This is a genomic window from Streptomyces sp. PsTaAH-124 (assembly GCF_000373685.1).
GTDB classification, from domain to species: Bacteria; Actinomycetota; Actinomycetes; order Streptomycetales; family Streptomycetaceae; genus Streptomyces; species Streptomyces andamanensis.
The window spans coordinates 68,015-80,293 of the sequence record NZ_KB892207.1 but is presented as its reverse complement, the minus strand read 5'-3'; the positions used below and the strand labels follow the sequence as shown (position 1 = coordinate 80,293).

The 12,279-nt window shown below is 73.2% G+C and carries 6 protein-coding genes and 1 pseudogene; 6 read left to right on the top strand and 1 reads right to left on the bottom strand.

Translation table 11 applies throughout. The annotated features are described in order from the left end of the window. The first annotated feature begins 12 nt into the window (after window positions 1-12). From B086_RS0134000 to B086_RS0133990, 3 genes are all read left to right on the top strand, one after another. Window positions 13-723, top strand: a complete 711-nt coding sequence (locus B086_RS0134000; RefSeq protein ID WP_018570905.1) for a FadR/GntR family transcriptional regulator — start codon at window positions 13-15, stop codon at window positions 721-723. A gap of 137 nt (window positions 724-860) precedes the next feature. Then, window positions 861-1,991, top strand: coding sequence for a CynX/NimT family MFS transporter (locus B086_RS0133995; protein ID WP_234029423.1), 1,131 nt, complete (start codon window positions 861-863; stop codon window positions 1,989-1,991). 147 nt (window positions 1,992-2,138) lie between these two features. Beyond that, window positions 2,139-3,176, top strand: coding sequence for a hypothetical protein (locus B086_RS0133990; protein ID WP_018570903.1), 1,038 nt, complete (start codon window positions 2,139-2,141; stop codon window positions 3,174-3,176). 69 nt (window positions 3,177-3,245) lie between these two features. On the opposite strand, the gene B086_RS42165 is transcribed toward B086_RS0133990, so the two are convergent. Then, window positions 3,246-6,620, bottom strand: coding sequence for a trypsin-like serine protease (locus B086_RS42165; RefSeq protein WP_158690448.1), 3,375 nt, complete (start codon window positions 6,618-6,620; stop codon window positions 3,246-3,248). Window positions 6,621-7,081: 461 nt separating this feature from the next. Between B086_RS42165 and B086_RS45795 the strand changes: the two are divergent. The 3 genes and pseudogenes from B086_RS45795 to B086_RS0133965 all read left to right on the top strand — a co-directional run. After that, window positions 7,082-7,423 (top strand): annotated as a pseudogene (locus B086_RS45795) (glycosyltransferase family 2 protein); the annotation flags it as partial. Between the two features lie 660 nt (window positions 7,424-8,083). Beyond that, on the top strand, window positions 8,084-9,505 hold the full coding sequence (locus B086_RS45790) for a polysialyltransferase family glycosyltransferase (protein ID WP_420712611.1): 1,422 nt from the start codon (window positions 8,084-8,086) through the stop codon (window positions 9,503-9,505). Window positions 9,506-9,652: 147 nt separating this feature from the next. Continuing rightward, window positions 9,653-12,262, top strand: a complete 2,610-nt coding sequence (locus B086_RS0133965; protein WP_018570900.1) for a YfhO family protein — start codon at window positions 9,653-9,655, stop codon at window positions 12,260-12,262. Window positions 12,263-12,279 lie beyond the last annotated feature (17 nt).

Below are 12,279 nucleotides of genomic sequence, written 5' to 3'. Positions count from 1 at the left end.
TACGGTGTTCCCATGAAACGCATCAGCGCACCACGGCGGACGGCCAGCCTGTCCGCTCAGCTCGTGGACAGTCTCCGCTCGCACATCGAGTCCGGCGGCTGGCCGGTGGGGACGCGGATCCCCCCGGAGCAGGCCCTCATCGAGGAGCTGGGGGTCGGACGCAGCACGCTGCGGGAGGCGATCGGCGCGCTGGTGCACCTGGGCCTGCTGGAGCCCCGGGCCGGTGACGGCACCTATGTCCGCTCCTCCAGCGAACTCCAGTCGGTCATGGTGCGGCGGGCGAGTTCCGCGCAGCGGGACAACGTCCTGGAGCTGCGGACCGTCCTGGAGGAGTACGCCTCGGGGACCGCGGCCCTGCGCCGCAGCGAGAGCCAGTTGCGGCAGCTGCGGGAGCTGCTGGCCGACGCCGACGCGGCCTGCGCCGGTGAGGACACCGCCGCGGCCACGGGCGTCGACGCGCTCTTCCACCGGGCCGTGGTCCGGGCGAGCGGGAACGACCTGCTGATCGAGGTGTACGACTACCTCGGCACGGCGCTCACCTCGTCCCTGGGAGGTCTGCCCTGGGACGCGGCGCACGCCGGGGAGCACGCCCGTCTGCACCGGCGGCTCGTCGACGCGATCGAGGCCCGGGACCAGGGCGGCGCCCGCGACGCCGCGGCCGCGATCGTCCGGCTCACCCATGACCACGGGACCACCACGACACGAGCAGCGGAGGACCGGTGAGCACACGTCCGGCATCGATGTCCCGTCAGCATTCCGCCCCCGGATCATCGGCATCCGGTTCATCGGCGTCCGGCCCGGCCGCCTCCGGTCCCGCCCGGTCCGCCGTGCCGGTGGGGCTCCTCGTCGCCGTCTGTCTCGTGGCGGCGAACCTGCGCACCACCCTCACCGGCGTCGGCGCGCTGCTGCCGGAGATAGAGCACGGCAGCGGCCTGACGGCGAGCTGGGGCGGCCTGCTGAGCACCCTCCCGCTGCTGACGTTCGCCGCGACGTCGCCCCTGGTCGCCCGCGCGTCCCACCGGTTCGGGAGCGCGCGGCTGCTGGTGGCGGCGCTCGGTGTGCTGGCCGTCGGGACGGTGGTCCGCTCCCTTCCCTCCGTCGTCTGCCTGTTCGCCGGGACGGTGATCCTCTCCGCGGCCATCGCGTTCGGCAACGTACTGCTGCCCGCTCTGATCAGGCGGAGCGTGCCCGCACACCGTATCCAGGGCGTCAGCGCGCTCTACGTGACCGTCATGGGCCTCATGGCCGCGGTGTCCTCCGGCGTCTCCGCGCCGCTGGCCCACAGTGTGCCGGGCTCCTGGCGCACCGCGCTGGCCTGGGGCGTCGTCTTCACCGTCGCGGCGTTCCTCGCCTGGCTGCCCCGGATCCGGGGTGACAAGCCGCAGGAGTCCGGCGGCGCGGCGCACAGCCCGGTGCCCTGGCGGTCGCGGCTGGCCTGGCAGGTCACCTTCTTCATGGGCCTTCAGTCCCTGGCCTTCTACACCGCCGTCGCCTGGCTGCCCAGCATCCTGATCGACCGCGGCACGAGCAGCACCACGGCCGGATGGATGCTCTTCTTCTACCAGGTGGTGTCCCTGGCGGCCAGCAGTCTCCTGCCCCTGCTCACCCGCGGCCGCCACGACCAGCGCTGGACCGCGGCCGGGGCCTCGGTCCTCGTGGCGGGCGGCTTCACCGTACTGGTCGCCGCCCCCGCGCTGTCCGTCCTGGCGTGCGCCCTGCTCGGACTCGGCGGCGGAGCGTGCCTCGTCCTCGCGCTGACCTTCCAGAGCCAGCGCGCCGGGAGCTCCGGCGAGGCTGCCGCGCTGGCGGGCATGGCCCAGTCCATCGGCTACCTCGTGGCGGCGGCCGGGCCCCTGCTCCTGGGCATCCTGCACGACACCACGCACAGTTGGACGCTTCCGCTCGTCGTCCTGGCCGTCCTCGGCGTCGCCACGGCGGTCGCCGGACACGGTGCGGGACAGGACCGGCACCTGCATCAGCCCGCGCACTGAGACGGCCGGTCCGCGCCGGAGGGGGAGGCGGACCGGCCCGCTCGGCGGGCCCCGCCCGTACCGTCCGGTGCGGACCTCGCTCTGGACCTTTGACGGGGAGGCGCCGATAGTGGACCGGATGCCGTCAGGGGCGGAGGGAGGCACGCGATGGCGAGCGGTTCGCCCTCGGTTCCCGCCGGTCGGCCGGCGGACAGCGACCGTACGGGCCACCCGCCGGCCCCCGGTCCGGCGGGACCGGCCGGTTCGCCCGTGCTCGCGTACCCGGGCGCTCCCGGGGACCGGCCGATCGACCGTGAGCTGCGGCGGCTCCTGCGGGACGGCACCTTCGCCCAGGTGCTCGACTACGCGCTCAACCACCGCGGTCTGAGCCTGGAACGCGTGCAGCACCACCTCGCCGCGCAGGGCGTCCGGGTCAGCCGCGCCGCACTCAGCTACTGGCGGCACGGCCGCAGCCGTCCCGAGCGCGCCGAGTCGCTGCGCGCCGTCCGCGGACTGGAGGCCGTACTCGGCCTGCCCGCCGCCTCGCTGGTGTCGCGGCTCGGTCCGCCCCGGCCGCGCGGACGGTGCCGCAAGGCCGAGCCGGACGCGATCGACCGGCGTCGGCTGTGGCCCGCCCACCGGCCGCTGCTCGCCGCGATGGGCGCGCTGCCCGACGACCGGATCAGGAAACTCGATGTGCACGAGCACGTCCTGGTGGGGGAGGACCACCGGCTGTCGAGCCTGCGCACCCGGATGGTGTTCGAGGCGTCGGCCGACCGCGTCGACCGCTGTGTGGTCCTGCTCTGGGCCGAGGACTCGGCCGCCGCCGTTCCGTCCGACGTCAAGTACGGCCGGGTGGGCCGGGTACGGGCCGACGACGCGACCGGCGCCACGGTGTGCGAACTGCTCCTGGAACAGCGCCTCGCCGCGGGCGAGCGGAGCGTCGTGGAGTTCACCTCGCACTTTCCGCCCGGACCCGAACTCACCTTCTACCACCACCGGTTCACCCGGCCGATCCGGCAGTACGTCCTTCAGACCGAGTTCTCCGGGCGGCTTCCGGTGAGCTGCGTGCCGTTCCGGCAGGCCGGTGTGCACGCGCCCCGGCACGTCGGCGCCCCGCTGTGGATCGGGCCGTCGGGCACCGCGCACCTGGTGATCACCGACAGCGGCCCCGGCATCGTCGGCATGGCCTGGGAATGGGACTGACCGGCGGCTCGGCGAACCACCGGTCAGCCCCTCACCTCACGAGGAGGCCAGGGCAGTCCTTGGTACCCCTCAGTACACGAACCAGCTGAACCCCGCCTTCCCGCTCCGGCCGCCGCTGTCGGTGGCCGTCACCGTCACGTCGAAGACCTTCGACGCCTGCGACGCGGTGCCGCTGACCACACCGGTGCGGCTGTCGACCGAGAGCCCCGGCGGCAGACCCGTCGCCGACCAGGTGTACGTTCCGCTCCCGCCGCTCGCGCGCAGGTGCAGACCGACCGCAGTCCCGTGCTGGGTGAACTGGAAGCCGGGGTCCTGCACCGTGACCGCTGCCGGTGTTCCGCCCTGGACCGTCAGCGTGAACGCGGCGTCATGGCCGGCCGTCGCGTTCTTGCCACTGACCCTCAGCTCGTACGTTCCCGCGGGCGTCGACGCGCTCGTGGCGACCGTCAGCGTGGACGAGCCGCCCGCGCTCACCGACGACGGATCGAAGCTCGCGGTCGCGCCCGAGGGCAGACCGCTCACCGACAGCGCGATGTCACCCGAGGGCGGGGTGCCGCCCGGCAGATGGGCCTTGATCTCGTCGGCGTACGTCGTCACACGTGTGTACACGCCGTAGGTGTCGCAGTTGTTGGACATCCAGGAGAAGAACCCGACGATCTGGTTGCCCTCCAGGAACGGGCTTCCGCTGTCGCCGACGCACACACCCGCGTGGCCGTCCGCGTAGCCGGTGCACAGCATCGACCCGTCGCCCTTCCAGTTCGACGACAGCACCGGCTGCTGCGCGCACGCCGAATCAGCGGCCACCGGCAGGTCGACCGTGCGGAGCACGTCGGAGTACGTGTTCGCGCCTGTCCTGCCCCAGCCGATGCCCTTGCCCATCGTGCCGGGTGTGTTGACCGAGGTGTCCGTCGCGATCGTCGGGTAGACCATGCCGGACGGCACCGGGACGTCCTGCGCCAGGGTGAAGACGGCGACGTCGTGGCCGGTCTGCCAGCCCTGGTAGTCCGGGTCGGTCCACACGCTCTTGATGTCGGCGCGGAACCCGGTGTCGTTCAGGTGGGTCGCCCCGTACACGAACCACTTGTCGCCGGAGTTCTCCAGCCAGCAGTGTGCCGCGCCGACGACCGTGTGCGGGCCGGTGAGCGCCATGCTGCACGACTGCTGCCCGGGGAAGGAACTGCCGTTCCTGCGCATCGAGATCATGAACGGATACGTGTCGACCGTGGTCGGGCTGCCGCCCACGACCGCCGGGCCGACGCCGTGGGCTGCCGTGGTGCCGTCGGTCGTTCCGGCCGCCGGGTGCCGGACCGCCCGCGGCGCGGCCGCGGTGCTCACGGTCGCGGTCGCCGACTGCCCGGCGGTCACCGTCGCCGCACCCGGGTTCACGCCGATGGAGAAGTCGCCCTGCCCGGAGCCGTTGACGGTCAGCGACACCGGGGTGCCGTGGGTCGCGTCGGTGCTCTTGCCGGTCACGGTGACGTCGCTCCGTCCGGGCGACGCCGAGGACGCCGCGGTCAGCGTCAGCGTGGAGGAGCCGCCCGCCGTCACCGACGCCGGGTCGAAGCTCGCGCTCACCCCCGCGGGCAGCCCGGACGCCGACAGCGCCACGGACCGCGCGCTGCCCTTGACGACCTCGGTGCTGATCGTGGTGGTCACCGACTTGCCCGGGTCGACGCTCACCGACTGCGGTCCGGCGCTGATGGAGAAGTCGTCGGCCGCGGGCGGGGTCGCGCCGTCGATCAGCGGGTCGGCGAGGTTGTCGCCCTGCATCGAGCCCCAGCCCGTGCACAGGTCGTAGCCGGTGCCCGCCTTGTACGTGCCGTTGTCGCCCGTGGTGACGTCGTGGAACGCCGAGCCGTACCGGGACGACTGCGCGACGGCGTAGACCGTCGGGTTCATCGCGCCGAGGTTGCCCTTGCCCGCGGCCCCGGCCTTCTGGTTGACCATGGCGATGTAGCCGGCCCACAGCGGCGCCGAGGCGCTGGTCCCGCCGACGTCCTGCCAGCCGCCGTTCATGTAGACCGACACGGCGCCGGCGCCGTAGTCCGCGTCGAGCGCCACATCGGGCACCGACCGGTACTTGTTGGTCCCGGGCTGCCAGTCCGGCCTGGCGAAGATCTGCGAATAGCCGCCGCCGGAGCGGGTGTTGCCGGAGCTGCCCTGGTTCCAGCAGGATTCCGACTGGTACGTCCCGGCGCTGTCGCTGGTCCGCAGCTGCGTTCCGCCGACCCCGGTGAACAGCGGGTCGCTCGGCGGATAGTCGGCCTGCACCGTGGAGTTGTCGCCCTGGTAGCCGCAGCCGGTCGCCCCCCAGTCACCGGAGGCCGACAGCAGGGTGACCCCCTGCGCGACCATCTGGGTGTACGAGTCGTGCGACGCCTGGATGGGCGCCGACTCGCACTTCTCGCCGTTGAGCCAGGAGCCGGACAGCACGGTGATCTGGTTGTCGCTCGCGATCTTCGCCATCTCGTCGACCCAGGCGTTGTCCGAGTTGGGCGCCTCGTACACGATCTGGGCGGCGCCCGGCGCCGTCGCGGCCACCGACTCCACGTCCAGGGTGACTTCGAGCTGGTCGCTCCCCGGGCTGCGGACACCGCCGTTCACCGGGACGACCCGCGCGTTCACCGACGGCTGGCCGAAGTACTTCGTCCACGCGTCGACGTCGGACTGCTTGAACGCGTCGAACTCGATCAGTCCGACGGTCTGCCCCGAGCCGTTGTACGACGCGGACAGATTCTTCATGCCGTAGGCGGTACGGAACTGGGCCGGCGTGTATCCGCCGGCGGGCCCGGCCGGACCGGCGGGACCGCGCGCGGGCGTGGCGCCCGGTGCCCTGCCGCTGTGCCCGGCCGGTCCGCCGCCCGCCCGGTGCGCCACCGGCCGGTCGGTCAGACCGGTCACCGCCCGCACGGTGGACGCGAGCGCGGACGGTACGGAAGGCGCCTTGTCGCTCGCGTAGAAGTGCCTGCCCGCGGCGTCGGCGTAGTCGCCGATCGACGTGCCGAACGCGGCCTGCACCTGCTCGGCGGAGCCGGTCGCGTCGATGACCTGCCGGTTGCCCGAAACCCTCGTGACACGCAGGCCGTTGGACTTCAGGAAGGCGCTCGCCCCGGCGACGTCGGACGCCCGGGGCGCGTACCGCTCGTTGTACTGCGCGCTGGTGAGGTAGTGGCGGTAGTGCGGTGACGCCGGATCGCTGACCGACGCGACGAACGCGTCGAGCCCGGCCTCGTCGTGCGGTCTGAGCGACAGCGCGACGTCGATCGTGCGGCCGGCCGCCGTCGCACCGAGCCGGTGCGCGCCCGCCGGGGCCGACCCGGCGGCTCCCAGCGACGTTCTGGGATGTGGGTCGGCCGCCGCGGGTATGGCCGCGGCCAGCGCGGCCACGGTGGCCAGACAGGCCGCCGCCGCGGCCGTCCGCGCCGCTATCGGCAATCGTGACACGATGCCTCCAAGATGGGGGATGGGAAACACCGCGCCAAGCTAGTGACCCGCGGGCCGCACAGGACCTCCCTCGTGGACGTTCCACGACGTTCACAGAATGCGCCGGTACGCAGGGCGAACGCGCAGGTGGGAGCGGGAACGGTGGGCCGGTTGTCAACAGCGTTGAACGGGGCGTCAGTTCACACCGCTCGACTCGACGGGACCGGCGGCGCCAGGACCGCTCGGTCACCGGAACGGAAGCAGACCGACTCGGCCGGGAGATGCTCGGCGCCCGGAAATACGGCACAAGAACTATTCGGGATTCTTTCCGCCACGCGAGGGCGTCGGCGGAAATTGCCGCGGCAGTGGCGATCGCATTTAACCGCCCTGTCGGCGGCTGTTCATTTGCGGGTCACGGAAAACCCTTGGGGGTGGATAGCATGCGCAGGTTCCTGGAATGAAATCCCCTGGGGGGCTCGTACATGTCCACACTTTCCGTCATCGTCCCGTGCCACAACGTCGAGGCGTATGTCGCGGAAACGATGCGCAGTCTGGCCGCCAACGCGGCCCCGGAGTTCGAGTTCCTGCTGATCGACGACTGCTCGACCGACCGCACCGGACAGATCATCGAGGACATGATCGGCAAGGTGCCGAACGCGCGCGTCATCCACCACGAGACCAACCAGGGAGTGGCGCAGGCCCGCAACACCGGACTCGACGAGGCGACCGGCGACCATGTGACGTTCCTGGACGGCGACGACTGGTACGCCCCCGGCCATCTGCGCGCCCTGGTGGACCGCATGTCCCGGCTCGGATGCGACTTCGCCCGCACCGACCATGTGCTGGCCACCGGCCGGAAGCGGCAGATCCGGTACGCCCCGGCCCGGCTGCGGGACGTCGTGATGGACCCGCGCGACGGCATCGCGCCCGCGCACATGGCCACGATGGTGGACTACCCCTTCGTCCCGTTCGGCATCTACAGCTCCCGGCTGTTCGCCGACGGCGAGGGACGGTTCGAGACACGGCTGCGCACCGCCGAGGACCGCCTGTGGGTGTGGCGGCTCCATCTGCGCGCCCGCAGCTACGCGGCGCTCGACCTGCACGGAGCTTTCTACCGGCGGGGCGTCGAAACGTCGCTCACCCAGATCTCCGACACCCGCCAGCTGGACTTCATCCCCGCCTACGACACCGTCCTGCGCGAGCTGGCCGACGATCCCGAGGGGGACCGTTTCATACCGAAGGCGGTCCGCACCTACTGCGCGATGATCGCCTTCCACATGAACAAGTCCGACCAGTACGAGAGCCAGGTGGCCAGACAGCTCAAGGCCGAGTCGACGGCCGCGCTGCACCGGATGCCCCGGCAGGTCCTCGACGAGACCCTGGCGACCATGGACCCCGCCCGCGGCACGCTGCTGCGCCGACTGCGCGACACAGGGGAGTCCCGTCCGGCCCGCGCCGCCGCCGTGGTGGTCCCGCCCCCGGTCCTGCGCGCGCCGCGCACCGCGGCCACCCCCGCCGACACGGGCGTCCCCGACCCGGCCGGCCGCTCCGACGGCACGACGCCGGTGCAGATCTTCCAGGCGTCCACGCTGTACGGCGCCGCCACGCTGGCCGCGGCCCTGGACGCCGGCCGGTTCGGACCCGCCGACCGGGCCCGGCGCGTGCTGCTGCTCACCAACAACGCGGCCGTCCCCGAAGTGGCGCCGCACATGAGCGACATGACGGGCTTTCAGGAGATCGCCGCCCGCTTCGACCAGGTGGAGGACTGGAACGAGGCCATCGCCCCGCACCACCCGGGCGGCTGGCAGCCGCGCCCGGACGACGTGCCGCTGTGGGAGCGGGTGCTGCGCACCCGGTGGCGGCTCGGCACCGGACCGGTGACGCTCGTGGTGGAGTCGATCCAGGTCAGCCCGGCCAGAAGCCTCGCCGCCGTGTTCGCGGGCGCCCCGGTGCACGTGTACGCCGACGGCCTGATGAGCTACGGCCCGACCCGCGACGAGCCGCCGCACTCCGTCGCGGTACGGGTCCAGCGGCTGCTGCACCTGGACCTGGTGCCGGGCCTGCGCCCGCTGCTGCTCTCGGAGTTCGGTGTCGAGGCCGAACTCGTCCCGGACGACGCCTTCCGCGCGGTGCTGTCCGAGCTGTCCCGGGCCGCGTCCGGCGACGCCGAGGTCGCGCGGGCCGCCGAGGCCGCGCCGACCGCGCTGCTGCTCGGCCAGTATCTGGCCGCCCTGGACATCCTCACCGCCGAGGAGGAAGAGGACCTGCATGTGCGGATGCTGCGCGCCGCCGCCGAGGCCGGTCACCGGTCGGTCGCCTTCAAGCCGCACCCCACCGCGCCGGTCCGCTACGGCGAGGCCCTGCGGCGCGAGGCCGACAAGGCCGGAGTGCGCCTGACGGAACTCGGCGGGACACTGCTCGCCGAGGTCTTCTACGACCACCTCCCGCTGGAACTGGTGGTCGGCTGCTTCTCCACCGCGCTGCTCACCGCCGCGGTCTACCACGGCATCCCCACCGCCCGCGTCGGCACCGGGACGGTACTGCGGCGGCTCGCACCCTACGAGAACAGCAACCGCGTGCCGCTGGTGATCGTCGACCGCGTCGTCCCCGGTCTCGAAGCCGGTGCCGCTCCCCGGCCGCCCGAGGACCCGGCCACCCTCCAGCCGCTGCTGGAAGCGGTCGGGTACGGCATGCAGCCCACCCGGTACCCCTGGCTGCGGCCGCGCGCCGTGCGCGTGCTGTCGCAGGCCGCGGGAGACGCGGGCGCGGTCCAGGCGGGGCCGTGTGCCGCGTACTTCGACACCGAGCGGCTGACCGAGCTGGAACTGCCCGGCGGCCGCAAACGGCGCGCCCCGCTGCGGCAGGTACTCCCGCGCGGCCTGCGCGAGGCGGCGTCCCGGTCCTGACCACCCGTCCCGGCGGCACCTGCCGTCCGCCCCCGGCAGGCGCCCGGACACCCTGAGGCTCCGCGACGGACGCTCCGCCTTCCGTACACACGGACGTTCCGCCTTCCGTACGCGAGGGCCCGTACCAGATTCCCGAGGAGAGGAACCGTGTCCGTCACCGTCAGACCCTCGTCCGGCCGTCCGGCACCCGACGACGACCGCGAAACCGGATCCGGCGGGCGCGCCGGTCTCCCCACCCGGCTCCGTGCACTGGCCGACCGGTCGCGCGACAGCGTCCCGCTGCGCGCGGCCCTCGGCGCCGGTGTCCTGTCGTGCCTGGTGTTCTGCCTGGGGAATCTGCTCGCGGGCAGCTATCCGCTGGGCCCGCACAGCCGCAACGTCGTCGACATGGGCACCCAGTACGTGCCCTTCCACGCCTACTGGCGCACGGTGCTGCTCGGCGGCGCCGACGGCGACCTGTTCATGAACTGGGGCTCCGGTTACGGCTCGAACTTCCTCGGTGACGTCGGCACCTATCTGAGCAGCCCCTTCGACCTGATGGTGGTGCTGTTCCCGGCCGACCGCGTCGAGCTGGCCCTCTACGTCATCACCACGGCGAAGATCACCGCGGCCGGGGCGGCGATGGCGGTGCTCCTGCTGCGACTGCGCCGCGGCCCGTGGCCGGTGGCGGCGCTGCTGGGGTCGGCGTACGCGCTGTGCGGCTGGACGCTCGACAACGGCGCCTACGTACCGATGTGGCTGGACGGACTGCTCGCGTTCCCGCTGCTGTGCCTGGTCGGCGAGTGGGCGCGCGGCGCGCGGCGCCCCGTGCTGGGGCCGCTCGTCGTGGGGCTGGCCTGGGTGTCGAACTTCTACACCGCCTACATGGCCACCATCGGCGCCGCCATCTTCCTGCTGGTCCGGCTGCTCACCGACGACAAGGACCGCCGTCGGCCGTCCGCCGTGCTGCACGCCGCCCGGAGCGTGCTGATCGGCGTCGGGCTCGCCGCCCCGCTGGTCCTGGTGATCTACTCGGCCACCAGGACCGCCCACCCCACTCCGCCGGTGACCTTCTCCCCGGCCGCCTGGCCGGACGTCTTCGCCCGGCTGCTGCCCGCCACCAGCAGCACGGAGTCACCCGCGCTGTACATCGGCACCCCGGCGCTCGCACTGGCGCTGGCCATGCCGTTCCACCGTGGTCTGCCGGCCCGGACACGGTTCGGCTGGCCGGCCGCGATCTGCCTCGTCGCGCTCTCGCTGCACTGGCGGCCCACCCATCTGCTCTGGCACGCGGGCGCCGAGCCCAACGGCGTCCCCGACCGCCAGGCGTTCGTGCTGTGCGGTCTGCTGCTGATCGCGGCCTGGCTGTCCACCGCGGACGGCCTGCCCCGGCCGGCCGCGCTCGCCGCGGGCCTGACGGTCCTGGCCGCCCTCGCCCTGGCGGCACGGGGCACCTACGCCGTCGACCGGTGGTCGTACCCGGTGTTCGCCGTCGCCCTGCTCCTGGCCGTACTGGCCGCGGGCGCCGCGCTCGTCGCACCCCGGTTGCGGGGAGGCGGCGCGGGAGCCCGGGTCCTGCCGGTGCTGGCCGTGGCCCTCCTGGTGACCGCCCAGGCGGGCGAGACGGCCGTGGCCGGGATGCGGGTCGCGCAACTGGAACTGCGGCACAGATCCTGGTCGCCGCGGCTGGGCGGGCAGGAGCGGGCCGTGGCGGACGCGGTCGCCGCCGCCGACGACTGGCCGCGCTCGCGCACCGACCCCGGCGAGGACCCCGGACGCAACGACCCGATGGTCGTCGGCGGCCAGAGCGGCGGCTACTACAGCAGCCTGACCGCGCAGATCACCCAGGACACGCTGACCTCGCTGGGCTACGGCTACTTCGCCAAGGGCCGGCGCCCGGTGAGCCTGGACAACCCCGTGACCGACGCCCTGTTCTCCGTCGGTACGCGCATCCGCCTGGCCGGGGATCCGGCGGGAGGGCCCGGCAAGGTGCCGCAGGCCACCACCACCGACGTACCGCCGCTGGTGACCGTCCGTCCCCGACTGCGCCTGCCGGACGGCACGGCACGCTTCGGCCCCTCCGTCTTCGCCAACCAGGAGATGCTGCTCGGCGCCCGTGTCTACGATCCCCCGGCCCCGACCACGAGGACCCGCGCCGGAAAGGGCTCGGTCACCCTCACCACCACCTGCACGCCCGGCAGCCGGGCGTACCTCTCGGCGCTGACGTTCAACGGCACCGCGACCATGAACGGCGGCCGGCCGGTGGCGTTCGCCGGGAAGCTGCCCGCCGTGCGGCCTCCGCTGCGGAGCATCGGGGTCGTACCGGCCTCCGGGAAGGTCCGGGTCGAACTGCGTCACACCGGATGGCTGGACCTGCCGGAGCAGCCGATCGGCTGTCTCGTCCCCGGCCGACTGGAGCGGGCCGTCCAGCAGTTGAGCGCCACCGGTGCCACCCGGGTCCAGGTGGGCGGGCACTCCGTCACCGCCCGGATACCGGCCGGCAGCACCGGCACGGCGGTCCTCGCGATCCCGCGGATCAAGGGCTGGAGGTGCTCGGCCGGTGACGGCCCCGCGCGCCCGGCCGCCGCCTATCTCGGCCTGATCGCGGTGCCCCTGGACGGCACGGCCGATTCCGTCAGCTGCGACTTCCGGCCGCCCGGCCTGCTGAAGGGCGGAGCGGTCGGAGCGGCCGCCCTGGCCGGACTCGCGGCGACCGCGCTCTGGTACCGGCGCACCCGCCGCAGGCAGGAGACGCCCGTCCCGCCACCGGTGGTGTGACGCCGCCACCGGGCAGT